This is a genomic window from Cytobacillus sp. SAFR-174 (genome assembly GCF_051964675.1).
GTDB lineage: Bacteria > Bacillota > Bacilli > Bacillales > Cytobacillaceae > Cytobacillus.
In genome coordinates this window covers 41,704-64,335 of the sequence record NZ_JBQCMZ010000009.1, presented here as the reverse complement: position 1 = coordinate 64,335, position 22,632 = coordinate 41,704, and the positions used below count along the sequence as shown (strand labels likewise).

General features: G+C 41.4%; 25 protein-coding genes. 20 read left to right on the top strand and 5 right to left on the bottom strand.

Going from position 1 to position 22,632, the window contains the following annotated elements:
• The first annotated feature begins 47 nt into the window (after window positions 1-47).
• The 17 genes from ACTHRG_RS11275 to ACTHRG_RS11195 all read left to right on the top strand — a co-directional run bounded on the left by ACTHRG_RS11275 (window position 48) and on the right by ACTHRG_RS11195 (window position 17,071).
• Window positions 48-461 (top strand): BMC domain-containing protein, encoded by a 414-nt coding sequence (locus tag ACTHRG_RS11275; RefSeq protein ID WP_076256396.1) that lies wholly within the window; start codon window positions 48-50, stop codon window positions 459-461.
• Window positions 462-484: 23 nt separating this feature from the next.
• Window positions 485-769 (top strand): BMC domain-containing protein, encoded by a 285-nt coding sequence (locus ACTHRG_RS11270; RefSeq protein WP_009334686.1) that lies wholly within the window; start codon window positions 485-487, stop codon window positions 767-769.
• 26 nt (window positions 770-795) lie between these two features.
• A complete protein-coding gene (locus ACTHRG_RS11265; RefSeq protein ID WP_286147727.1) occupies window positions 796-1,503 on the top strand; it encodes a hypothetical protein in 708 nt (235 codons plus the stop codon).
• Between the two features lie 13 nt (window positions 1,504-1,516).
• Entirely contained in the window at window positions 1,517-1,795 is a 279-nt protein-coding gene (locus ACTHRG_RS11260; protein WP_048010084.1) for a EutN/CcmL family microcompartment protein, read from the top strand.
• Between the two features lie 3 nt (window positions 1,796-1,798).
• Window positions 1,799-3,610 (top strand): adenine deaminase, encoded by a 1,812-nt coding sequence (locus ACTHRG_RS11255; RefSeq protein ID WP_440231200.1) that lies wholly within the window; start codon window positions 1,799-1,801, stop codon window positions 3,608-3,610.
• Between the two features lie 59 nt (window positions 3,611-3,669).
• On the top strand, window positions 3,670-4,353 hold the full coding sequence (locus ACTHRG_RS11250; protein ID WP_076256402.1) for a cyclase family protein: 684 nt from the start codon (window positions 3,670-3,672) through the stop codon (window positions 4,351-4,353).
• 20 nt (window positions 4,354-4,373) lie between these two features.
• Window positions 4,374-4,997: a DUF1989 domain-containing protein gene (locus ACTHRG_RS11245; RefSeq protein ID WP_076256404.1), complete on the top strand. Its 624-nt coding sequence runs from the start codon at window positions 4,374-4,376 to the stop codon at window positions 4,995-4,997.
• On the top strand, window positions 4,997-6,169 hold the full coding sequence (locus tag ACTHRG_RS11240) for a M20 family metallopeptidase (RefSeq protein WP_076256406.1): 1,173 nt from the start codon (window positions 4,997-4,999) through the stop codon (window positions 6,167-6,169). The genes ACTHRG_RS11245 and ACTHRG_RS11240 overlap by 1 nt, the downstream gene beginning before the upstream one ends.
• Window positions 6,166-7,503, top strand: coding sequence for a 5'-deoxyadenosine deaminase (locus ACTHRG_RS11235; protein WP_076256408.1), 1,338 nt, complete (start codon window positions 6,166-6,168; stop codon window positions 7,501-7,503). The genes ACTHRG_RS11240 and ACTHRG_RS11235 overlap by 4 nt, the downstream gene beginning before the upstream one ends.
• 71 nt (window positions 7,504-7,574) lie before the next feature.
• A complete protein-coding gene (locus tag ACTHRG_RS11230) occupies window positions 7,575-8,435 on the top strand; it encodes a GNAT family N-acetyltransferase (protein WP_076256410.1) in 861 nt (286 codons plus the stop codon).
• A gap of 72 nt (window positions 8,436-8,507) precedes the next feature.
• Window positions 8,508-8,921: a CoA-binding protein gene (locus ACTHRG_RS11225; protein ID WP_076256412.1), complete on the top strand. Its 414-nt coding sequence runs from the start codon at window positions 8,508-8,510 to the stop codon at window positions 8,919-8,921.
• 314 nt (window positions 8,922-9,235) lie between these two features.
• Window positions 9,236-11,218: a DNA topoisomerase IV subunit B gene (gene parE, locus ACTHRG_RS11220; protein ID WP_076256414.1), complete on the top strand. Its 1,983-nt coding sequence runs from the start codon at window positions 9,236-9,238 to the stop codon at window positions 11,216-11,218.
• Window positions 11,215-13,659, top strand: coding sequence for a DNA topoisomerase IV subunit A (parC, locus tag ACTHRG_RS11215; protein ID WP_076256416.1), 2,445 nt, complete (start codon window positions 11,215-11,217; stop codon window positions 13,657-13,659). The genes parE and parC overlap by 4 nt, the downstream gene beginning before the upstream one ends.
• Window positions 13,660-13,983: 324 nt before the next feature.
• Window positions 13,984-15,414 carry an alanine/glycine:cation symporter family protein gene (locus ACTHRG_RS11210; RefSeq protein WP_076256418.1) on the top strand — a complete coding sequence of 477 codons (1,431 nt, stop codon included), beginning with the start codon at window positions 13,984-13,986 and terminating at the stop codon, window positions 15,412-15,414.
• Between the two features lie 105 nt (window positions 15,415-15,519).
• Entirely contained in the window at window positions 15,520-16,281 is a 762-nt protein-coding gene (locus ACTHRG_RS11205) for a hypothetical protein (protein ID WP_440231198.1), read from the top strand.
• Between the two features lie 76 nt (window positions 16,282-16,357).
• Window positions 16,358-16,831, top strand: a complete 474-nt coding sequence (locus ACTHRG_RS11200; RefSeq protein ID WP_440231197.1) for a staygreen family protein — start codon at window positions 16,358-16,360, stop codon at window positions 16,829-16,831.
• A 96-nt stretch (window positions 16,832-16,927) separates the two neighbouring features.
• Complete coding sequence (locus ACTHRG_RS11195) at window positions 16,928-17,071, top strand: hypothetical protein (RefSeq protein ID WP_440231196.1); 144 nt, start codon at window positions 16,928-16,930, stop codon at window positions 17,069-17,071.
• 377 nt (window positions 17,072-17,448) lie between these two features.
• On the opposite strand, the gene ACTHRG_RS11190 is transcribed toward ACTHRG_RS11195, so the two are convergent.
• From ACTHRG_RS11190 to ACTHRG_RS11180, 3 genes are all read right to left on the bottom strand, one after another.
• Window positions 17,449-17,820: an rRNA methyltransferase gene (locus ACTHRG_RS11190; RefSeq protein WP_076256423.1), complete on the bottom strand. Its 372-nt coding sequence runs from the start codon at window positions 17,818-17,820 to the stop codon at window positions 17,449-17,451.
• Between the two features lie 30 nt (window positions 17,821-17,850).
• Window positions 17,851-18,642, bottom strand: coding sequence for an LAGLIDADG family homing endonuclease (locus ACTHRG_RS11185; RefSeq protein ID WP_076256425.1), 792 nt, complete (start codon window positions 18,640-18,642; stop codon window positions 17,851-17,853).
• 93 nt (window positions 18,643-18,735) lie between these two features.
• On the bottom strand, window positions 18,736-19,032 hold the full coding sequence (locus tag ACTHRG_RS11180) for a hypothetical protein (RefSeq protein WP_083675282.1): 297 nt from the start codon (window positions 19,030-19,032) through the stop codon (window positions 18,736-18,738).
• A 234-nt stretch (window positions 19,033-19,266) separates the two neighbouring features.
• Between ACTHRG_RS11180 and ACTHRG_RS11175 the strand changes: the two genes are divergently transcribed.
• The 3 genes from ACTHRG_RS11175 to ACTHRG_RS11165 all read left to right on the top strand — a co-directional run bounded on the left by ACTHRG_RS11175 (window position 19,267) and on the right by ACTHRG_RS11165 (window position 20,621).
• Window positions 19,267-19,470 carry a DUF1657 domain-containing protein gene (locus tag ACTHRG_RS11175; protein WP_440231195.1) on the top strand — a complete coding sequence of 68 codons (204 nt, stop codon included), beginning with the start codon at window positions 19,267-19,269 and terminating at the stop codon, window positions 19,468-19,470.
• A gap of 68 nt (window positions 19,471-19,538) precedes the next feature.
• Window positions 19,539-19,745, top strand: coding sequence for a DUF1657 domain-containing protein (locus tag ACTHRG_RS11170; RefSeq protein WP_076256632.1), 207 nt, complete (start codon window positions 19,539-19,541; stop codon window positions 19,743-19,745).
• An 18-nt stretch (window positions 19,746-19,763) separates the two neighbouring features.
• Window positions 19,764-20,621, top strand: a complete 858-nt coding sequence (locus ACTHRG_RS11165) for a DUF421 domain-containing protein (protein WP_076256429.1) — start codon at window positions 19,764-19,766, stop codon at window positions 20,619-20,621.
• Window positions 20,622-20,687: 66 nt separating this feature from the next.
• Here ACTHRG_RS11165 and ACTHRG_RS11160 read toward each other — a convergent pair whose 3' ends face one another.
• Both ACTHRG_RS11160 and ACTHRG_RS11155 read right to left on the bottom strand, forming a co-directional pair.
• Window positions 20,688-22,052: an amino acid permease gene (locus tag ACTHRG_RS11160; protein WP_076256431.1), complete on the bottom strand. Its 1,365-nt coding sequence runs from the start codon at window positions 22,050-22,052 to the stop codon at window positions 20,688-20,690.
• Between the two features lie 102 nt (window positions 22,053-22,154).
• Entirely contained in the window at window positions 22,155-22,496 is a 342-nt protein-coding gene (locus ACTHRG_RS11155; RefSeq protein WP_076256433.1) for a hypothetical protein, read from the bottom strand.
• Window positions 22,497-22,632 lie beyond the last annotated feature (136 nt).

Below are 22,632 nucleotides of genomic sequence, written 5' to 3'. Positions count from 1 at the left end.
TGAAAATTTAGCCGGTCTGACAATTTCATAGGAGGAGGATTCTTCAGTTGCAAGCATTGGGTTTGATTGAAACCGTTGGTTATTCAACAGCAGTTTCTGCAGCAGATGCAGCTGTAAAAGCAGCAGATGTAGAAATTGTAGGAATTGAAAAAGTAATAGGAGTGGATGGCTACCTTGGCGTCACAATCCATTTTAACGGTGATGTTGCGGCTGTAAAGTCTGCAGTCGATGCCGGTGTGAGTTCAGCAGAGAGAATAGGAAAAGTAATTTCTGCTCATGTCATCCCGCGTGCACACAGTGAAGTGGCAGGGAAGCTGCTTCCGAATTTCAAACTGAAAGACATGCAACCGGAAGCAGGTGCTGAAAAAGAGGTTAAATCCGTAGAAAAGCCGCATGAAAAAAAGAAAGCTAAAATACAAAATGAGCCTGACGAAAATGATAATGACAAACCATCAGTTTAATAAACTTAAGGAGGAAACACACAATGGGTGAAGCATTGGGATTAATCGAGACGAAAGGCCTAGTCGGCGCAGTAGAGGCAGCGGATGCAATGGTTAAAGCAGCAAATGTGGAGATCTGCGGATATGAAAAAGTGGGATTTGGTCTTGTAACAGTTATGGTCAGAGGAGATGTTGGAGCGGTTAAAGCTGCGACCGATGCAGGAGCCGAAGCTGCCAGCAGAGTTGGAGAACTGATCTCGGTACATGTCATTCCGAGACCGCACAGCGAAGTTGAAAGAGCTCTTTTATCAAAAAATATCGGTGAATAAGCATGAGGAGCAGAAAGCAGAGTGTTATGGCGAAAAACACTCTGCAGGCGCTTTATATGCGAAATGAAAACTGCAGAGACAGAAAACCTCATGTCCTGGCTCTATTAACCTCTCATTTGATAGGAATGGAACCGGGATTTTCTTACTTGAAAAAGCTAACAGAGGAAGATATTACACTTAGAATGGCTGCTGAAGAAGAAATGCTGGCCCAATTTCCGCTTGAGGAGTTAGTTTCTCTGACCGGAAATGACGATTGGATCTCTGCTTCAATGATTAATGATCAGCTTCTTGATCATTTTGATGAAATTCTTTTGCCAATTCTATCTTTTTCTTTAATAGCAGATCTATTGAATCTTAACGAACAAAGGCCATTGGTGCAGATCATCCTAATGGGTTTATTAAAAGGGAAACGGGTCACGGCTTTGAAGGCTGGAGGTGATCCTTTCAGCCAGTATTGGAAACTGAAAGGAATGGATAAAGGTCCGGACTTTTTAAAAAGAAAGCTTAATGGGCAGATGACAGAGCTGAAGGTGCTTGGCATCAGATTAATAGATTTCAATGATAGGACAGACTTTGCTGTTCATCAAATGAAGAAAACGGTTATATCCGAGGAGACAGTCCGGTTTGCCTATTTGAACAATCTTGATCAGCTGACTGTTCCAAAAGGGGCTATCATAACCCCCCTGGCAAAAGATACAGCAAAGGAACTTAAGATCGAAATTATTTTACATTAAGGGGTAGGTCTTTATGCAAATGGGAATAGTGGTTGGCCGTGTAACTGCCACAAGAAAAGATGATAATCTGGTGGGCACAAAACTATTAATTACCCAGCCTATAGGATTGGACGGCTCAATGTTACCGAACCCCATTATAACCGTTGATACTGTTGGTGCCGGCATTGGCGAGAAAGTCATCTATGTGACTGGAAGCATGGCATCAAGAGCGGTTCAGAATAAAGATGCACCTATCGATGCTGCCATTATCGGAATTATTGACAGTGTAGAAGGAATGGAAACAGGGGGTTAATAAATGGATGCAAAAAATATCAAAAAGGCAGTGCAGTACCGCAAGCTTATTGATGTGTTGCTTGATTCGAGCCAATATGCCGATGTAGTTCTGAAAGGGGGATACTTTATTAATGTGATCACCCGTGAGATCTATGAAGCAGACGTTGCGATGAAAGGCGAATATATATTAATGGCAGGGGACGCAAAAGACTTAATTGGACCAAAAACGATAGTGGAAAACATTCAGGGGAAATTCGTTTGTCCAGGGTTCATTGATTCTCATATGCATTTTGAGAGTGCGATGCTGACGTGTACGGAATTCTCCAAGCTTTCCATTCCGACAGGTACCACCACGCTGATTGGTGATCCGCATGAAATAGGGAACGTCCTGGGTGTTCACGGGATGCAGGCAATGATTGAAGAAGCTAAGACACTTCCAAACCGGGTATTATTCACGGTGCCTTGTGCTGTGCCTGATGCTCCCGGTCTTGAAACATCCGGCTTTGATGTGACATCAAAGGATATGAAAGAGCTCCTGGCAGACCCATATGTGCAGGGAATTGGGGAGATTCAAAGCTTCAGCAATATCGGTCCCGTGTATGAGCATGCACCGGAATTAATAGACGACCTTGTTGCCGCAGTTTCATATGCAAACAGCATAGGGAAAACCGTTGAAGGGAACGCACCGGGATTGTTTGGCAAAGAGCTTGCCGCCCATATTATCAGCGGAGGGAACCATGTGTCCTGCCATGAAACTACAACGAAAGAAGAAACAGTCGAAAAGCTGCGCAATGGCGTAAGTGTGTTCATGCGTGAAGGCTCTTCCCAAAGAAATATGGCAGACTGTATTCGCGCCATAACCGAGGATGGGCTGGATTCCCGCCGTGCAATCCTTGTATCGGACGATATGGTGCCTGCTGATCTGTTAAATTACGGACATATGAATGATATCGTCCGCAGAACCATTGCAGTTGGCATTGATCCAGTGGAAGCCATCCAAATGGCGACCATTAATCCTGCCACCCACTTTGGCTTTAAGGATGTGGGGGTAATTGCACCAGGCAAAAGAGCAGATGTCGTCGTGATCAGCGATCTGAACAATATGACAATTGATCAGGTATACCTGGCAGGGAAAAAAGCAGCTGAAAAAGGCGAATTAACTATAGATATTGCTCCCTACATATATCCGGAAAGTGTGAAAAAGTCAGTGAAGCGGAAGCCTGTAACAGTGAAGGAACTCACCATTGAAGCTCCAGGCAGCCGTGCAAAAGTTAGGGCAATTGAAGCAATACCTTTCCAGAACTTAACTGGCGGAAGCGAATATATGTTGAATGTCAAAGACGGTATTGTGCAGCCGTGCTTAAAGCAGGATGTGCTGCCGCTGCTGGTAGTTGAACGCCACGGCAGAACCGGAAAAATCGGCAAGACGTTTCTTCATGGTTTTGATCTGAAAAGCGGAGCCATAGCAGAAAGCGTTGCTCATGATACACATAATATTATTGTAACAGGAACTAACTACGTAGATATGGCCATGGCGGTTAACCGTGTCATTGCCATGGATGGCGGAATAGCCATGATAAAGGATAGCAAAGTAGTAGGTGATCTTCCTCTCCGGATTGGCGGTTTAATGACAGATGAATTAACTGGAAAAGAAATGAGTGAAAAGGTCGACGAATTATCGCATCTTGCCAAAGAAGTTCTGGGCTGCGGTATGGAAGTTCCCTTTATGCATTTATCATTCTGGTCATTGGTAACAAGCCCGAAATGGAAAATTACAGATATGGGGCTTATTGATGTAGATAAGTTTGAGGTTATCCCGACCATTATTAATTGATCATTAAAGCGGCGTTCTCTGCCGCTTTTCATATATACAGCAGGTAAAGGAGGAATAGCATGGGAGTTAAGCTTGTCGATTTAACGCAGGAAATTTATCAGGGGATGCCTGTTTTTCCCCTTCATCAGAAAACAATGATCTTCCCGAATATCTCCCACGAAGAAAGTGAAAAGCAAATTGGATTTACGTTTGCAACTAATAATCTATTAATCAATGAACATGGTCCAACTCATAGTGATGCAACTTATGAGTATGATCCTGACGGCCAATACATCGATGAAATGCCGCTTGAGTATTTTTACGGGCCCGCAGTTTGCCTTGATGTATCCCACATCCAGCCTCATCAATATATAACAGACCGTGATCTCGAGGATGCGCTGAGGAAATCACAGCAGTTTATTGAAAAAGGAGATATTGTCCTCCTCTATACAGGCCATTACAATCGGTCTTATGGTACTGATAAATGGCTCACCACGTATACTGGCCTGGATTATCAGGCAGCAAAATGGCTGGCTGATAAAGGTGCAGTCAATATAGGCATTGATGCCCCGGCCATTGACCATCCGGATGATCCAAAGTACTCCGGACATCTTATTTGCCGTGAATACGGAATAACCAATACGGAAAATCTCTGCAATCTCGACCAGATCGCAGGCATGCGATTTCTATATTTCGGACTCCCTCTCAGAATTCGGAAAGGAACGGGATCTCCGATTCGTGCGGTGGCAGTTTTCATTGAATAACAACAAAGGATGGTGATCAAATGAAAGAGGTTTTTAACAGAGGCAAGATCCGGGACGAAATTATTATCCCGCCGTATGAAGGAAGAAGCGCACTGATTCACAAAGGGGAAGATCTGATTATTATTGATATGGAAGGAAAACAGGTCGGGGACTTTGTCTGCTTTAACTATGAAGATCCCGAAGAACATGTTTCACCTGTTCATATGCGGGCTTCACTAAGCAGTATACGGCTTAAAACGGGAGACTGGCTTTACAGCAACCGCCGCCGTCCTCTAATGCAGCTGATGGAAGATACTGTTGGAAAACATGATTTCTTCTTTCCGGCATGTGATTATTACCGCTACAAAGTTGATTTCGATAAAGAGGACCACCCTAATTGCCATGATAATATTGCGAATGCATTGAAAAAGTATAATATTCATCCCCCGGTTATTCCGGATCCCATTAATATCTTTATGAATAATGTCCTTGATGATGCCGGGGATTATGTCATTGCAGAACCCCTTTCCAAGCCTGGCGATTACATAAGGCTGAAAGCACTGTGCGATGTTGTCATTGCCTGTACAACGTGTTCCCAGGACATGGCGCCTGTTAATGGGTTTAAAGTGACCCCTATTAAAATGCAAATTATGGAGGCAGATTAATGGATGATATTCAGTTCCTTCAGCATCTGCTCCAAATTGACAGCTCCAATCCGCCCGGAAACGAACATTTAGTGACTGAAGCTTTTATTAACAGATGCAAGCAAAATGGTCTGCCGTTTAAAGTGACCATACTTGATGAAACTCGAAGCAATTTTGAAGTTACGCTTCCAGGAAAAAGCGGTAAACAGCTATTCTTATGCGGTCATATGGATACAGTTTCACCTGGAACAGGAGAATGGGTTTACTCCCCTTTTTCAGGGGAAATCGCAAATGGCCGGATTTATGGCAGAGGAGCTTCTGATATGAAAAGCGGCCTTGCAGCAATGTTCCTGGCTTTGGAGGAGCTGTATCTTTCAAATACTGTTCCTCCAGCAGATGTTACCTTTTTGGCAACAGCGGGGGAAGAAGTCGACAGCTGCGGTGCCAGGACTTTTTTAAAAGAAAATGATGGCCGAAAAATTGATGCACTTGTCATTGCCGAACCGACAAATGAAAAAATTGTGATTGGACATAAGGGAGCCCTTTGGCTTGAGATTACAGCTTATGGAAAAACCTCTCACGGTTCCATGCCGGAACAGGGAATCAATGCAGTCGATCATATGCTGAAAATTATCCGGGTATTGGATGAAATGAAAATTGAATGGAAGACAGAAAAGAAGCCCCTCGGACAAAGCAGCCTGGCTGTTACCATGATTGAAGGCGGAGTGCAGACCAATGTCATTCCGGATAAATGCAGCATCAGAGCAGATATTAGAACAGTTCCCCCTCAATCTCATTCCCATTTTATAAAAAAGCTAAAATCCAAACTGGATGTTCTATTGGATCAGGGCGATATTTATAAATACAATGTTGAAACTCTTCTTGACCGTCCATCTATTTTAACTGATCCAGCTCGGGACATTATTCAAATTGCGCAGATGGTAAAGGGCGAATCGGAAGCGGACCATTACGGGGTGTCCTACTATACAGATGGTGCCGTACTTAATCCAAGGAGTGAAATTCCTACCTTGATTTACGGCCCAGGTGATGAAAAGCTGGCGCATCAGCCAAATGAGTGGGTTAGTCTGGCGGCATATCAGCGCTCCATTCAATTTTACAGACAGCTTATTATGTCATATGGAAACCTGGAGCCGTCAGAAGTCAGTCCGATGCAAGGGGGAGAAAGAAAATGAGCAGTATTCTGATAAAAAACGCTGAAATTATTACAATGAATGCAGCTGAAGAAATCATTTTCGGAGACTTATATATTGTAGATGACCGCATTGCCGAAATTGGACAGAATTTAACACATAAAGCGGATAAAGTAATCGATGCCAGCGGAAAGACGGTCATTCCGGGATTTATTCAGACACATATCCATCTGTGCCAGACATTATTCCGCGGGCAGGCTGATGATTTGGAGCTTCTTGATTGGCTGAAGCAGAAGATCTGGCCGCTTGAGGCTTCGCATGATGAAGAGTCCATCTATTATTCTGCTATGCTCGGAATTGGCGAATTGCTCCAGAGCGGAACAACAACTGTAGTGGACATGGAAACCGTTAATCATACTGAATATGCCTTTCAGGCCATTGCCGAAAGCGGCATACGGGCACTTGCCGGAAAGGTCATGATGGATAAAGGGGATGAGGTCCCTGTTCCGTTAAGAGAAAATACTTCCAAATCCATCCAGCAAAGCGTGGATCTCCTTGAAAGATGGCACAATCGTGATAACGGACGAATACAATATGCCTTCTGTCCCCGATTTGTCGTTTCCTGCACAGAGGAATTGCTGACAAATGTCAGGGATCTCTCTGCACAATACAACGTAAGGGTCCATACTCATGCATCGGAAAATGCCAATGAAATTCTCCTTGTTGAAAGAGAACTGGGCATGCGGAATGTAGTCTACCTGGACAGCATTGGGCTTGCCAATGAAAGGCTTATACTGGCACACTGTGTTTGGCTAAATGAAGAAGAAAAAAGAATCATTAAAGAGCGGGGTGTAAAGGTCAGCCATTGTCCGGGATCCAATCTGAAGCTGGCATCTGGTGTGGCAGAGATTCCTTCCTTATTGGATCAGCAGGCTTTTGTCAGCCTGGGAGCAGATGGAGCTCCATGCAATAACAATCTGGATATGTTTAATGAAATGAGGTTGGCTGCAATCATTCAGAAGCCTGTACACGGCCCAACTGCAATGAATGCGAGAACTGTCTTCAGAATGGCGACGATCGGCGGAGCTAAGGCAGTTGGAATGGAACAGGAAATCGGAAGTCTGGAGCCCGGAAAGAAAGCAGACCTTGCTATCCTTAATCTGAATGATTTTCATGTGTATCCGTCTTTTGATATCGATACCATCTCGAGAATTGTCTATTCAGCCACTCGTGCAGACGTAGAATCCACCATTGTTAACGGGAAAATGGTGATGGAAAAACGGAAGCTGAAAACAGTTGATAAAGAAATGGTTTTAAAAGAAGCGAACACTAGCATAAAGAGGCTGCTCAAAAGATTAGAGACAGCAGTTTATTAATCTTCTAATTCGGCTGAAAGCAAATCAGCCGGGTTTTTTTATGGTAAAATATAGTAAAGGGGTGTGATGTTTTGAAAGCTGAAATTTTAGACCATGCAAATCTCATGCAGGCATCTGAGTTTATTGCAGAAATGAACGCCTTGCCAGAGTGTCATATAGGGTATTTGGGGACCAGCCAAAACGATATTTTTCAAAGTCTGGAAGAAATGAATCATGATGCCGAATCAGCTGCGTTTATTGTCCGGGAGGGTGATGCTCTTGCTGGTTTTCTGGGTATAGATGCAGATCTTTATAAAGGGACAGCTGAGTTATGGGGACCTTTTGTACAGAAAAAGGAACTTATGAGAATATTATGGGAAAAAGCACTCCATTATTTTGAAGGAAAGCTGGATACATACTATTTATTTGCTGATACATCCAACCAAGCTGCAGCCGAATTTGCATCCAAAAATGGATTCAGGCTGCAATCGGCTCAAACATACATGGAACTGAAAGAACATTCAAGCAATGGTTTAAGAAAGGTCAGTTTATTGCCCATTCAACGCCATAGAGAATTTATTCATTTGCATGATACTGTGTTTCCTCATACATATTATTCAGGGAAAGAGATTATCGAAAAAATGAATGCTGATCAAAAAGTCTATACATCCGATGATGCGGATGGATTAAATGGCTATTTATATGCAGAATACAATCGTGAAGAAAAAGAAGGAAGCATTGAATTCATTGGTGTGAATCCCAGTAAGCGCAAGATTGGGATTGGACTGAATTTGCTGGAAATGGCGGTTCATGATCTTTTTGTAAATAGTGGTGCCGAAAGCATAAAGCTTTGTGCAGGGACAGCAAACGGGAAAGCGCTGTCTATTTATAAAAAAGCAGGGTTTACAGTTGAGAGGTCATTGAATTTTTATAAGCTCGATATTCGGGAATAAAAGCAATAAGTTAGTGTGCTCTTGTGTTTTTAGGTAAAATATAATTAACCAGATAAAATTGGAGGGAACAAAATGGCTATTGAAAACCCAAGCAGGGACGAAATCGGTGTCCTCTTAAAAAAGGCAAAGCGGATAGCTGTTGTAGGATTAAGCGGAAATCCTGATCGTACATCCTATATGGTATCAGAGGCGATGCAAAAAGCGGGCTATGAAATCATTCCGGTTAATCCGTCTGTTGATGAAGTACTTGGAGTAAAGGCAGTGCCCAGTCTTAAAGACATCGAGGGGCATGTAGATATCGTTAATGTATTCAGGCGATCTGAGTTTCTTCCGGAAATCGCGCGGGAATTTGCTGAAATAGATGCTGATATCTTCTGGGCTCAGCTCGGAGTGGCAAACCAGGAAGCATACGATTTTCTTAAAGAAAAAGGGTACACTGTCATCATGGACCGCTGCATTAAAGTTGAACATGCTCTGACAAAGTAAGCTAAAGCATGAGGTCTATATAAGATCTCATGTTTTTTATTTTTTATAGAATCCCTGTAAATAAAGGGTTCGTGTAACGGAAATAATCATGATAAATCTCTTAAATCTTAAGATCTTATTTGCCAAAACCAAATAAATAGATAAAATAAAGCATAGACCATCCTAATTTATATGGTAAAATATAAGTATAGAACACCTGTTCGAACGTTGTTTTTTCACAATGAAAATTGGCCGTACAGCCGAATTCTTATGGGGTGTTCCAATGCCGTGTTTTCAGCGGCAAGTGTTTTGCAGGAAATGAAAGGGGTATGTTCGTGGCAAGAAATCAGGAAGCTTTTGACTACAATGATGATGCCATACAGGTACTCGAAGGGCTTGAAGCGGTTAGAAAACGCCCTGGGATGTACATTGGAAGTACGGATGCAAGGGGTTTGCACCATCTTGTATATGAGATTGTCGATAATGCTGTCGATGAGGCATTGGCAGGTTACGGGGATCATATCATTGTCAGAATACATAAAGATAATTCTATTAGTGTACAAGATAAAGGACGCGGAATGCCTACAGGTATGCACAGAATGGGCAAGCCGACTCCAGAAGTCATATTAACTGTCCTTCATGCCGGGGGAAAGTTTGGCCAGGGAGGCTATAAGACAAGCGGCGGGCTTCATGGTGTTGGTGCATCTGTCGTCAACGCCCTTTCCGAATGGCTTGTGGTTAAAATTAAACGTGACGGCTTTGTATATGAACAGCGTTTCGAGCTGGGCGGCAAGCCGGTGACCACATTGGAAAAGATCGGCAAGACAAATCAATCAGGGACCACCATTCACTTTAAGCCGGATCCGTCGATTTTCTCGACAACCACCTATAATTACGAAACGCTTTGTGAGCGTCTTCGTGAATCTGCTTTCCTTCTAAAAGGAATGAAAATAGAAATCATAGATGAGCGTAATGATTTTCATGACGTTTTTCACTATGAAAACGGCATAGAAGCATTTGTAGAATATTTAAATGAAGAAAAGGATGTTCTGCACCCTGTCGTAAGCTTTGAAGGCGAAAGCAATGCAATTGAAGTGGATTTTGCTTTTCAATTCAATGATGGGTACTCGGAAAATGTTCTTTCATTCGTCAACAATGTCCGCACAAAGGACGGCGGTACGCATGAGGCAGGGAGTAAAACTGCGATGACTAGGGCTTTTAATGAATATGCCCGCAAAGTGAATCTTCTGAAGGAAAAAGATAAAAACCTGGATGGAGCGGATCTGCGTGAAGGATTCACGGCGATCATCTCTGTTCGTGTTCCTGAGGAGCTTCTGCAGTTTGAGGGACAGACGAAAGGCAAGCTGGGGACCAGTGAAGCACGTTCTGCTGTCGATTCAGTTGTTTCCGAGCATTTATCTTATTTCCTTGAAGAAAACCCTGAGACAAGCTCTCTGTTAATTAAAAAGGCGATAAAAGCTTTCCAGGCAAGAGAAGCGGCCCGCAAAGCACGTGAGGAAGCAAGAAGCGGGAAAAAGCGGAAAAAATCGGAAGCAATGCTTTCGGGAAAACTGACTCCGGCCCAATCGCGGAACCCTCAAAGAAATGAATTATATCTGGTTGAGGGTGATTCTGCCGGAGGGTCAGCCAAACAGGGCCGGGACAGGCGTTTTCAGGCTGTGCTTCCGCTTAGAGGTAAAGTAATCAATACAGAAAAAGCAAAGCTTGCGGATATCTTTAAAAATGAAGAAATCAATACCATTATCCATGCCGTTGGGGCAGGTGTTGGCGCGGATTTTAATCTGGATGATGTCAACTATGATAAGGTAATCATCATGACAGATGCCGACACTGATGGAGCGCATATCCAGGTCCTTTTGCTCACGTTCTTTTACAGGTATATGAAACCGCTGCTTGAAGCGGGAAAGGTATTCATTGCGCTGCCTCCTTTATATAAAGTCAGCAGAGGGTCAGGCAAAAAAGAAGTGATTGAGTATGCATGGAGTGATGATGACCTTCAGGATACCATTAAAAAGGTGGGTAAAGGCTACATGCTCCAGCGTTACAAAGGGCTCGGGGAAATGAACGCCGACCAGCTGTGGGAGACAACTATGGATCCGGAGTCGCGCACATTGATCCGCGTTAAAATTGATGATGCAGCCAGAGCTGAACGCCGTGTGACCACCTTGATGGGCGATAAGGTTGAACCCCGCCGCAAATGGATTGAATCGAATGTGGCATTCGGCCTTGAAGAAGATGGAAGCATACTTGAAAATGAAAATATTTCAGTACTAGAGGAGGAGGGTGTTGACTCATGAGTTCTGCTGAAAAATTCCGGGACCTTCCTCTTGAAGATGTATTAGGCGACCGCTTTGGGCGTTATAGTAAATATATTATTCAGGATCGTGCCCTTCCTGATGCACGTGATGGGCTAAAGCCCGTTCAAAGACGGATTCTTTATGCCATGCACGTAGAAGGAAACACACATGAAAAGGGCTTTAGAAAGTCCGCTAAAACAGTCGGGAATGTAATCGGCAATTATCATCCGCATGGCGATACTTCAGTTTATGACGCGATGGTGCGGATGAGCCAGGATTGGAAGGTCCGTAACCTTCTTGTGGAAATGCACGGAAATAATGGGAGCATCGATGGAGATCCCCCGGCAGCCATGCGTTATACAGAAGCCCGTTTATCTCCCCTTTCTTCCGAATTGCTGAGAGATATTGAGAAAAGAACCGTTGAATTCATCCCGAACTTTGATGACACGTCCAGTGAGCCAACCGTTTTGCCGGCAGTTTATCCGAATTTGCTTGTCAATGGCTCAACAGGCATCTCTGCGGGGTATGCAACTGATATTCCGCCCCATCACCTAAATGAGATTATTGATGGTGTTATTTTACGGATGGATAAGCCTGATTGTTCCATAGATGATCTGATGGAGCATATCAAAGGTCCGGATTTCCCTACAGGAGGCATAATCCAGGGAGTCGATGGAATAAAAAAGGCTTATGAAACAGGAAGAGGCAAAATCATTGTCCGCGGAAAGGCTGAATTTGAGGATTTGCGCGGAGGAAAAAAACAGATCGTCATCACTGAGATTCCTTATGAAGTGAATAAAGCAAATCTGGTCAAGAAGATTGATGAGTTCCGCCTTGACCGGAAAGTGGAAGGTATTGCTGAAGTCCGTGATGAAACAGACCGGACCGGCCTTCGCATTGTGATCGAGTTAAAAAAGGATGCAGATCCTGAAGGTGTGCTTCACTACCTGTACAAAAACAGTGACCTGCAGATCCCCTATAACTTCAATATGGTTGCCATTCATAATCGCCACCCGAAATTAATGGGGTTACGAGAGTTGCTGGATGCTTATATAGGCCATCGTAAAGAAGTCGTTACACGCAGATCCCAGTATGAGCTGCAAAAGGCCGAGGCGCGCCAGCATATCGTTGAGGGTCTCATGAAGGCTCTGTCAATACTGGATGAAGTGATTGCAGCGATCCGCGCTTCTAAAGACAAACGGGATGCGAAAGATAATCTGATTGCCAAGTTTGAATTCACTGAACCTCAGGCAGAAGCAATTGTTTCCCTGCAGCTATATCGCTTAACCAATACCGATATAACCGCCTTAAGAGCAGAGGCCGAGGAGCTTGCTAAGCTAATCGGCGAGCTTAAAGCTATTCTCGAAAGCGAGAAGAAGCTGCTCTCTGTTATTAAAAAAGAGTTAAGGGATGTCAAAAAACGCTTTGCTGATGAACGCCGTACCAGAATTGAAGCGGAAATCGAGGAAATCAGGATCAATCTTGAAGTTCTGGTAGCAAGTGAAGATGTTATTGTAACGGTAACGAAGGAAGGCTATGTCAAGCGTACCAGCCAGAGATCGTTTGCCGCCTCTAACGGGCAGGATTTCGGCATGAAGGATTCAGACAGAATTATTGCCCAGCTTGATATGAATACAACCGATGTTCTCCTTGTATTTACGAATAAAGGCAACTATCTGTACTGCCCTGTTCACCAGCTGCCGGATATCCGCTGGAAAGACCTTGGTCAGCATATTGCCAATATCATTCCGATTGACCGGAATGAATCGATTATCCGGGCAATTCCTGTAAAAGATTTTGAGACGGAAGATTATCTTCTCTTCATGACGAAGAACGGCATGGTAAAGAAAACCGAACTGAAATCATATAAGGCACAGCGATATTCTAAACCGCTGGTTGCTGTCAATGTAAAGGGCGATGATGAAGTTCTTGACGTTTATTTAACAGATGGCACGAAGGAAATTTTCCTTGCGACCCACCAGGGATACGGCCTTTGGTTCCATGAGGAAGAGGTCAGCATTGTAGGGGCAAGGGCTGCCGGCGTTAAAGGCATTAATCTCAAAGACGGCGACTTTGTTACAGGAGCTCAGCTTATAGAGGACCCGAAAGAGCAGGCTGTCGTGATTGTTACACAGCGCGGCTCCATGAAAAAAATGAAGCTGACTGAATTTGAACGAACCTCCCGTGCCAAGCGCGGTGTAGTGATGCTTCGTGAATTGAAATCAAACCCTCATCGTATTGTTGGGTGTGTAATTGTCCGCAGTAAAGATGACTTATACATTGAAACAGAAAAAGGGCATATAGAAGCAGTTAATGCTTCGTCAATTCGTTTTAATGACCGCTATTCAAATGGATCGTTCATCATTGACGATTCCGAAAGCGGCAAAGCAAAATGCATCTGGAAGGCTGAAGCAGAAAATGCCGTCAATGCAACTGAATAGAATTAACAGCCCCTGTGAATACAGGGGTTTTTTGTCTGCTGTGATATCATCTTTTAAAATAAAAACTGTATCAAAATAGTTTGAATAATGTTATTCTTTTGAAAGTTTATTTGCATAAAAAATTAATACTAGTTTAAATGGAAGCGATTAAAAATATTTCATTGCATAGTGGAAAAATCCATTCTAATCCGCTTAATATCAAGGTTCTTGTTGCATATTCTCTCCTGCGAATGAATATTCGACTTGTCTATTAAAAATTCTTTTGATAGATTATAAGGTGTGTGTTGTTTTTGCAAGATAATAAAAATAATTAGGGGGAATAGCATGGGTTTATTGGAAACAATCGTAGGCTTTCTAAATGATCTTTTATGGACGTACATTTTGATTGCCGCATTAATTATTCTTGGTTTATTTTTCAGTTTTAAAAGCAGGTTTGTCCAATTAAGATATTTTGGTGAAATGTTCAGAATATTGGGCGATAAAGCAATGGTATCTGCTGAAGGCAAAAGAGGGATATCATCTTTTCAGGCCTTTACTATTAGTGCAGCTTCCCGTGTTGGTACAGGTAATATTGCCGGTGTAGCAACTGCGATTGCTGCAGGGGGACCTGGTGCTGTCTTCTGGATGTGGCTTATCGCATTTATTGGGGGAGCTTCAAGCTTCATTGAAAGCACACTTGCCCAGATTTACAAAGTAAAAGATAAAGATGGTTTCCGTGGTGGACCTGCCTACTATATGGAAAAAGGCCTTAACAAGCGCTGGATGGGGATCATTTTTGCAATCATTATTACATTCTGTTTCGGATTGGTCTTTAACTCTGTCCAATCGAACACCATCTCTTTAGCGTTTAATGAAGCGTTTGGCACTAGCCGTCTAACCATCGGAATTGTGCTGGCGGTATTAACGGCGGCTATCATTTTCGGCGGTGTTAAACGGATTGCGCATGTCTCTCAAGTTGTTGTGCCGATTATGGCGGTTATATACTTAGCTGTCGCTATCATCATTGTTATCATGAACATTACTGAAATCCCTAATCTGATTGGCAGCATAGTCAAGGGTGCATTTGGAATTGATCAGGCTGCGGGCGGAGCAATGGGTGCAGCTGTGATGATGGGTATTAAAAGGGGTCTATTCTCAAATGAAGCAGGTATGGGTAGTGTACCAAATGCAGCGGCAACAGCAGCGGTTTCCCATCCTGTAAAACAAGGACTGATCCAAACCCTTGGTGTATTTGTGGATACGATCTTAATCTGTTCTGCTACTGCGTTTATTATCCTGCTATCAGGTGATTATGCGAATTCAGATCTTACTGGCATAGAATTGACTCAGGCAGCTCTTAGCACACATGTTGGATCATGGGCACCTATTTTTATTGCAGTTGCTATTTTCTTATTTGCTTTTACTTCGGTTATCGGAAATTATTATTACGGAGAAACCAATATTGAATTTATTAAAGAGAGCCGCACTGCGCTATTTATTTATCGCTTGGCTGTAATCGGAATGGTTATCTTCGGATCTGTAGTTGATTTAGCTATCGTTTGGAGCCTTGCTGACTTATTCATGGGCTTAATGGCGATCATTAACTTTATAGCGATTATTTTGCTTGCTAAAGTCGCCTATGCCGCTTTAAATGATTATAAGGCACAGAGGAAAGAAGGGAAAGACCCAGTGTTTTATGCGGATTCTATCCCAGGTCTAAAAGGGATTGAATCCTGGGAAACAAAAGAAAGTGCTTTAAAAAAAGAAGCTAAATAATGTATTTATCACAGCCTCTTATCCTTGGGATAGGAGGTTTTTTGTGGTTTTACATGTTATTTCCAAAATTGGGCAAGATAATAAAAAAATAGGGAGGATACGTAAATGAAGAAGGAATTGCTTTTTGCGTTTGCGGCTTTCTTTTTTATGTCTTTATCCGCTATAACCGGTGTATATGCAGGTGAACAAGAACAAAAGACTGTAAAGCTGTCAAAAGATAAAGTGGATGTTACTGGTGATAATAAGGCAGACACTGTCTATATTAAGGGTGTCTATTATGAGGAAGGCGCTTCATTTTTAAAGGAGATTTCACTTGAAGTAAAGGCGTCAGACGGTAATAAGTATAAAGCGGAGCTTGAGGGAGGATATGAACCTCAAATACAGTTTGAAGATTTAAACCGTGATTCAATCAAAGACATGTATATTAGTATTCCAACTGGCGGAAGCGGAGGCCTGTCGAATTTTTATTTATATACTTTGAAGGACTTTAAGCTGGTTGACCTCTCCGTTCCAGATCCTTTAGTAATTAATAGTCAATTTGAAAATGGGTACAAAGCAAATATCAGCATCCAGGAAACAAAACAATCGTATACGTTCGATTTACGGGACAGGAGTGAAGAGTATGAACGGCTCGGTCTGTATGTAAACGGGAAGCTAAGCGAGCCAACTGAGCTTATGGTAAATCCTTATAGCACTTTAAAGATCATCCTTGTTGAAGGGAAAGAGGGATTAATGGGAGTTCAGAGAATAAGCGGGGCCTATAATGCAGATACCATTGCCTTTGTAGAGTCCTTTTGGCTGTATGAAGATGGGAAATGGAATTTAAAAGACACCAAAGTCATGAAAATGAATTCCCGTAAGCGTTAGTGACTGGGCATTTGTCACGTTTCTATATGGCTCCCATATACTGGGCATAAGGAAATTTGCATAGGGGGGTCATCATGTGAGCAAATTTAATCCATCTAAGCTGTCGGTAAAATATTTGCCTCCTGCAACGGAATTCAGACCCGTAGACAGCAGGAAATATACACTTACACACTCAGATGCAACCGGAGAGTTATTTTTGGCAATAGGCGGATGCTATGATTTTAGTGCAATTAATCCTAAATTCCGTGATGAAGTTTTTGCTGAATGGATTCCGCAAATGGGGCAGTATGTTCTGAGCGGGAGGGTGTATATCAGCAGAGGGGAATTTGATCAGCAATACGCAAAAATAAGGTTTCTCATTTTCCAGAAAGAATTAAATCTGGCGCTGACAGCCATGGTCTATGGAGACCGGTCTTTTTATTCCAACTATCCATGGCTGCTTGATTCGCCAATCTTTATATACTTTGAATCTATTTATCCGGAATTCAGCAAGCTGATTTATTATGGGACACCAAGAAAGTATTTAACTGCCGCAATGATGCCAGTGTGAAAAGCATCTAGGAAACATATGTTCTGGTGGCGCTCAAAACGCATTTATTAATGTAAAAGACACTGTACTAAATATCAAAACAATGGAGCGATCGAAATGAAAAAGGAACAAAAGAACACATTTGAATTAAGTTATGAATCTGATGGGATAATGGGTGAAAAAGAAAATAACAATAACAATGGAAAGGAAAATAAAGATCAGGCAGAAATATTCTTTAATAGTACACAGGATAGTGAATAAGTTTAGAAAAAGGTTGCACGTAAAAATATTATGTAAACTAGATATGTTAAATATAAAATATAAGAGGGGTTTATGAATCTTCAAAAATATCCCTTAAATAAGGATTAAACTAATATCAGCTGGAGCATCAGAACATAAAACCAGGAATTTAGTGAAAATGAATCTGGCTGTAAATAAATTCAGCTGAAAATTCATTTCAAAATTCTATAAATGCAAATTAAACAAGTAGAATTAATTTGATGAAAAATTTTATACTGTCTCACTATCTTAAGTATACTTTGATAATGAGACAGTATTTTTATTTCAATTCATTACTTCCTATAATATATATTATGTTCGGGGCGTTGTAATATATTTTAAGAATAAAGCAGCTGCTGCTACTCTACCCTGTTCTTATAGCTGCTGTTTTTTATTTTCTCCAGATTTATAAAACGTACACTGTATTCAATAACATCATTTATAAAGAGTCCGTGGTTGTTTGCGAAATCTTTAACTTTTTCCAATAAGACTTTATCGTAGGTTGTCTTGTATTGAACTCGATCCTTTGGCCGAGTTTTTTTATCATATGTAATAAAATCCTGATTCAATACTTCTTGAAGTCCGCTTTCAAGCAGATAGTTAATATGAGTGTCATGTTCTGCTGATAAAGTTTCTAATTCATTTAGTATAGACTTACTTATATTTGTCCTGAATTTTACTCTATTCTCGTCAGTTTTTTGAATTAACTTGCCATTTACTAATTCCCACATTATTACGCCCGCCTCCTGTTTAATGGTAAATTATTTATTTAAATTTAAGGTCGAATGTATCAGCATATTTGCCTTCTTTTGTGATTCCAAGTGCTCAACAGCATCATTATATAGAATATTCGCAAGCAAAGGAAGATAGGTTTTTCCTTTTACCCATACTCGATATATGAGGTTTCCCGTGATGCTCACCTCAATAGTTATTTCGCTTCTTAAGCTCCAATTTTCAAAAACAGTTAGTAAGCCTTTGGCAAATGTTTGGCTAGCTGTTGTAATATTCATCACATACCCTTTTTTCTGCACCCAGCCATCTCCATCTATTACGCCTCTTATAAAAGAAGCCATATATTCTTCTGGAACCTTGGGAAATGGAACAATTAAAGATTTATTTGCTGTTATACCTAACGCTAACAAATCATTTTTTATTTTTTTTGAATTAATGACTAATGTCGGAGTTGATTTAGTTTTTCCTGCAGGTGCCAGGATATAGTCTGCTTCCATATACTTTGCGGCTAATCTTAAAATATCTTCATTTTTTTGAGTTAGAGTTATTGTGTTTATAGTTTTATTTATACACCCGTCTGTAATTATTAATCCTAGGACCCACGCCATTTCATTAGACCATGTCTTAAAGAAACCCTCATTAACCATATTCTTTCTGGGTTGTCCAGATGATCGACTCCGATTCATTTCTATTTTATGTTTATATAGTACATTGCGAATGGCTCTGTCGCTTAAACCTATGATCTTTGTCATTTCCTTAAAACTCATCCCGCTTTTATACATATTTATGATTTGCTTATCATCAATTTCAGGATTTCGCATTTTTATCCTCTCCCTTTAATTTATTATATCAAACATATGTTCTTGTTTGTTGAAAAAATATAAAAATGCCCACATACTTGTGGGCATTTCCATCTATTGCTTCTTCTTCTCAAAACCAAGCTCATCTGCCATTTCAGTGAGTGCTGACAGGTTTTGGTTCTTAAAAGCATTGTTCATATTTGATTTGTTCATGATCTGCTGCATGGGATGCATATTGGCGCTGTGGTTTCGGCTGCGTGTAAAAGCTACCGCTGCTGTGCTCAGCACTATGCTGATTAGTGATCCCCATAGCCAGCCCCAGTTGCTCTTTCTTTTTACGCCAAACATATTCATCATTGGCCTGCGCATATTCCCCATATTATTGAAAAGCGCTGAAATCCAGTTATTCAACTGCAAGCACTCCCTTATTATAAAACGAATTTGGATGAGATTTTAATCATCCGGTTCTTAATTTTCACTTAGTGGAATGCAAATATGCTGGCAATTTTTTTGATGGTCCTTTTAACTCCAGTTAAACAAATACTTCTTGAATACCCAGCAAAAATCAGCAGACTAATCACATATAAAAGTTGAAAAAAGCCAAAATACACGTGTGATTTATTAATACAGAAAGCAGGTAAGACCATGACAGTTGGAACTCAAGTAAAACAAGCTATTGCAGGGTTAAAAAGCGCTCAGGCAAGCCTTGAAACCTTTGCTCTTGCTACCGAAAATCAAAATGCCAAGCAGCTGTACCAAAGCGCTGCCCAGCAGACACAATCCATCATTGATAGCCTTGAACCAAGGCTTCAGGAAATTCAGAAAGAAGAGCCTCAATATAATCAATAAATCAAATGGCTGGCTTTTGCCAGCCGCCGTTTTATATAAAAACTCTTATGAATGGTGTGATTTTCCCGATGACCATTGCTTCTGATATCAGTCAATGTCTTGCAGCAATACGTTCTATCGAAGCACAATTATCCAGCTTTGCATTAACTTCAATGGACGAAGAAGCAAAGCGTCTTTTTCATGAATCTATGCTGGATATTAGCACAATAAAAAATGATTTGGAAAGCAGAAAAAAGGTTATTGAGTTTGAGGAGCCTCAATATAAACCAAATTAATTATATGGAGATGAAATTATGCCTGAGTGGCTGCTGATTGGTGCTCGTTCTATACTGTTTGCGGGTGTTTTGTTTGTTATTACAAAAATGATTGGAAAAAAACAAATTTCAGAGCTTTCCTTTTTTGAATATGTATCAGGCATCACCATTGGGAGTATAGCCGGTGAAATTATTATGGGCTTAGACAACCATTGGGCAAGCGGAATTCTTTCTATTATGATCTTTGGTCTTGTTACATTATTTGCTGATATTCTAGCCTTAAAGAGCAAAAGCTTCCGCGATTTCTTTGAAGGAAAAGGGACAATATTTATTAAAGATGGAAAGATTCTGGAAGACAACTTAAAAAAAGAAAGATACTCTATTGATGACCTATCCTCCCTGCTGCGCCAAAAAAATGTCTTTAAGGCTGCCGATGTGGAGTTTGCAGTTCTGGAGCCTCGTGGTGACCTGAGCATCATGCTGAAGAAGGAAAACCAGCCGCTCACTCCAAAAGATCTTCAACTGAACCTGCCTCAGGAAAAAGAACCGCAAACGGTTATTATGGATGGTAAAATTCTAAACGATCCATTGGCCGGGTCGGGAAAAAACCAAAAGTGGCTGAAAGCTGAGATCGAGAAATTAGGCCTTGCTCAGGAAAATATTTTTTTGGGACAAATTGATTCATTTGGTGATTTAACAGTGGATGTATATGATGATTTAATTAAGGTTCCTGCACCCCAACAGCGTCCTCTGCTTCTGGCCATGATTAAGAAGTGTGCAGCGGACCTTGAAGTATTTTCATTGCAGACTGATTCAAAAAGTGCACAGAAAATGTATGAAAGAAATGGTGAAAAGCTGAATCAAATTATTCAGAAACTGACTCCGTACCTAAAGTAATTTTGCCTTCCCTCCTTCTTTCTTCCATCCATCAAAAAACAAACACCAGACATTTGGTGTTTGTTTTTAACAGGTTCCTTTTCCTTCGTTCTTCCATACTGCCTTTTGCATAATCAGAGCTGCAATCGCTATTATTGCAACGAAAAGTAAGCTTACGAAAAAACCAAACCGAATTGATTTTTCAAGTAATGTTCCGCTGACCGCAGCAAGGATCAGGATCAGTCCAAAAATGGCAAGGAGCTTGCCAAATATCTTGTTCTCCAATATCCGCAGCGCAGAAATAATGATGAAAGACCAATTGAATAAAATCATGATTCCTGCAGCAGTGGTAATGTATTCATAAATTTTCCCTGGCAAAAGCAGAGCTGTTACAATGGATGCAATTAAACCGGCTGTTGCAAGTGCGAGTGATGGCAGCGGCAGGTCCTTCCACTTTTTTATCTTTTTTGAAAAAAGATTTGGAGCATCGCCATCAATAGCTAAAGTAACCAGCAATGATGTTACTCCAAACAGTGAAGCTGTCATGGTTGAGAAGCCCGCAATGATGATGGCTGCGTTAAAAACGTGCGGGAAAAAGTCCAGGTTATAATGTTCCATGGCAGTCACAAACGGACTTTCTTTTTCATTAAATTCCCCATGTGAAGCCATGTAAACGGCTAAGCCAAGTGAAATGACATAAATGATGACCAGGACAATCAGCATGATAATGCCGGCTTTGGGAGCATCTTCTTTCTTTTTTAACCTGGTAGCCATCAGCCCGATTACTTCTATTCCTCCGTATGCATAGAACGCATATATTAAAGATGACCAAAAGCCTTTAAAGCCCTCTGGAAACCAGTCACCGGCAGACCCCGGGAATCCCGGATGTTTGACATCTCCATCCATTATCCCTGCCAATGCAGCAAAAGCCAGGATGATAAACATGATGATAGCAGCAGTTTTAATAACTGCAAAGAGGTTTTCTGCCTTATCAAAGCCCTTGCTTCCTGTTAGGACTACAATAATCGAAAGAATGGCATAGCCCGCTGCAAAAATCCAAAGCGGGACATGCGGGAGCCAAAATCTCGTTAATATGGATAGAGCGGTTAACTGGCTCCCCATAATTAATATATTTGAGCACCAGTAATTCCAGCCGCAGCTAAATCCTGCCCACTTCCCATACGCTTTATTGGCATAATAGCAGAAAGATCCTTCCTGAGGGTCTTCTGCTGTCATTTTAGCTAAAAGATTATAGACTATATAAGTTCCGATAGCCGCTAATATAAATGAAAATACAATGGCTGGTCCTGTAATCTTGATTCCAATGGCAGACCCCAGAAAAAATCCGGTCCCGATGGTGCAGCCCACACCAATCAGTGATAATTGCCACCATTTTAAATCACCTGATTTACTTTCTTTCGAGGAATTGCCGCTTGGAAGAAAAAAATCCATGATGTACCTCCCTCATTGCGTCGCATGCTGGCAGAAAAATAAGCCGATTCAGCTGCTGATCGGCTTCCGTTTCGATGCCACATGGAAAATTGCCAAAAAACCTTATTTCTTTTTCTCGGAACTGTCGCTCTTTAATCCTGTTACAGTTCTGAACAGTTGAGTGTGCATGCTTCCCTGGACGATATCCTCCAGGAAAAATTGCTCGATCAGTTTTTTGTATTCCTCATCTTCAAACATCTTTTTGTTTTGCAATTCCATCTCTGCAAGGCCCTCATATGTGGATAGGAAAGCATATGTATGATCATCTCCTGAAATTGGCGACAATAGCTCCACCTTGTGCTCGTAATTTTCGTTCCGGTAACTTTGGATCATCCTCAGATTTTTTAGAGCTTCAACGAAATTATCCTGCTTCACTTCAAATGATTGGTAAACGAAAACAGACATGTTAATCTCCTTCCCGATTCTGGAATGTATTTGTTCACCTTCTACCAGGTGGAATGGTTGCTTGGAGTTTTCAATATTTTCGAAGCCGTACCATGTCAAGAACGTATAGTAAAGGACAAGGCATATATTTCAGGGT

Bases quoted from the DNA above. Each gene is read 5' to 3' on its own strand.
- ACTHRG_RS11270 (WP_009334686.1), top strand. From the start codon at position 485: ATGGGTGAAGCATTGGGATTAATCGAGACGAAAGGCCTAGTCGGCGCA.
- ACTHRG_RS11265 (WP_286147727.1), top strand. From the start codon at position 796: ATGGCGAAAAACACTCTGCAGGCGCTTTATATGCGAAATGAAAACTGC.
- ACTHRG_RS11260 (WP_048010084.1), top strand. From the start codon at position 1,517: ATGCAAATGGGAATAGTGGTTGGCCGTGTAACTGCCACAAGAAAAGAT.
- ACTHRG_RS11255 (WP_440231200.1), top strand. From the start codon at position 1,799: ATGGATGCAAAAAATATCAAAAAGGCAGTGCAGTACCGCAAGCTTATT.
- ACTHRG_RS11250 (WP_076256402.1), top strand. From the start codon at position 3,670: ATGGGAGTTAAGCTTGTCGATTTAACGCAGGAAATTTATCAGGGGATG.
- ACTHRG_RS11245 (WP_076256404.1), top strand. From the start codon at position 4,374: ATGAAAGAGGTTTTTAACAGAGGCAAGATCCGGGACGAAATTATTATC.
- ACTHRG_RS11240 (WP_076256406.1), top strand. From the start codon at position 4,997: ATGGATGATATTCAGTTCCTTCAGCATCTGCTCCAAATTGACAGCTCC.
- ACTHRG_RS11235 (WP_076256408.1), top strand. From the start codon at position 6,166: ATGAGCAGTATTCTGATAAAAAACGCTGAAATTATTACAATGAATGCA.
- ACTHRG_RS11225 (WP_076256412.1), top strand. From the start codon at position 8,508: ATGGCTATTGAAAACCCAAGCAGGGACGAAATCGGTGTCCTCTTAAAA.
- parC (WP_076256416.1), top strand. From the start codon at position 11,215: ATGAGTTCTGCTGAAAAATTCCGGGACCTTCCTCTTGAAGATGTATTA.
- ACTHRG_RS11210 (WP_076256418.1), top strand. From the start codon at position 13,984: ATGGGTTTATTGGAAACAATCGTAGGCTTTCTAAATGATCTTTTATGG.
- ACTHRG_RS11205 (WP_440231198.1), top strand. From the start codon at position 15,520: ATGAAGAAGGAATTGCTTTTTGCGTTTGCGGCTTTCTTTTTTATGTCT.
- ACTHRG_RS11195 (WP_440231196.1), top strand. From the start codon at position 16,928: ATGAAAAAGGAACAAAAGAACACATTTGAATTAAGTTATGAATCTGAT.
- ACTHRG_RS11190 (WP_076256423.1), bottom strand. From the start codon at position 17,820: ATGTGGGAATTAGTAAATGGCAAGTTAATTCAAAAAACTGACGAGAAT.
- ACTHRG_RS11185 (WP_076256425.1), bottom strand. From the start codon at position 18,642: ATGCGAAATCCTGAAATTGATGATAAGCAAATCATAAATATGTATAAA.
- ACTHRG_RS11175 (WP_440231195.1), top strand. From the start codon at position 19,267: ATGACAGTTGGAACTCAAGTAAAACAAGCTATTGCAGGGTTAAAAAGC.
- ACTHRG_RS11170 (WP_076256632.1), top strand. From the start codon at position 19,539: ATGACCATTGCTTCTGATATCAGTCAATGTCTTGCAGCAATACGTTCT.
- ACTHRG_RS11165 (WP_076256429.1), top strand. From the start codon at position 19,764: ATGCCTGAGTGGCTGCTGATTGGTGCTCGTTCTATACTGTTTGCGGGT.
- ACTHRG_RS11160 (WP_076256431.1), bottom strand. From the start codon at position 22,052: ATGGATTTTTTTCTTCCAAGCGGCAATTCCTCGAAAGAAAGTAAATCA.
- ACTHRG_RS11155 (WP_076256433.1), bottom strand. From the start codon at position 22,496: ATGTCTGTTTTCGTTTACCAATCATTTGAAGTGAAGCAGGATAATTTC.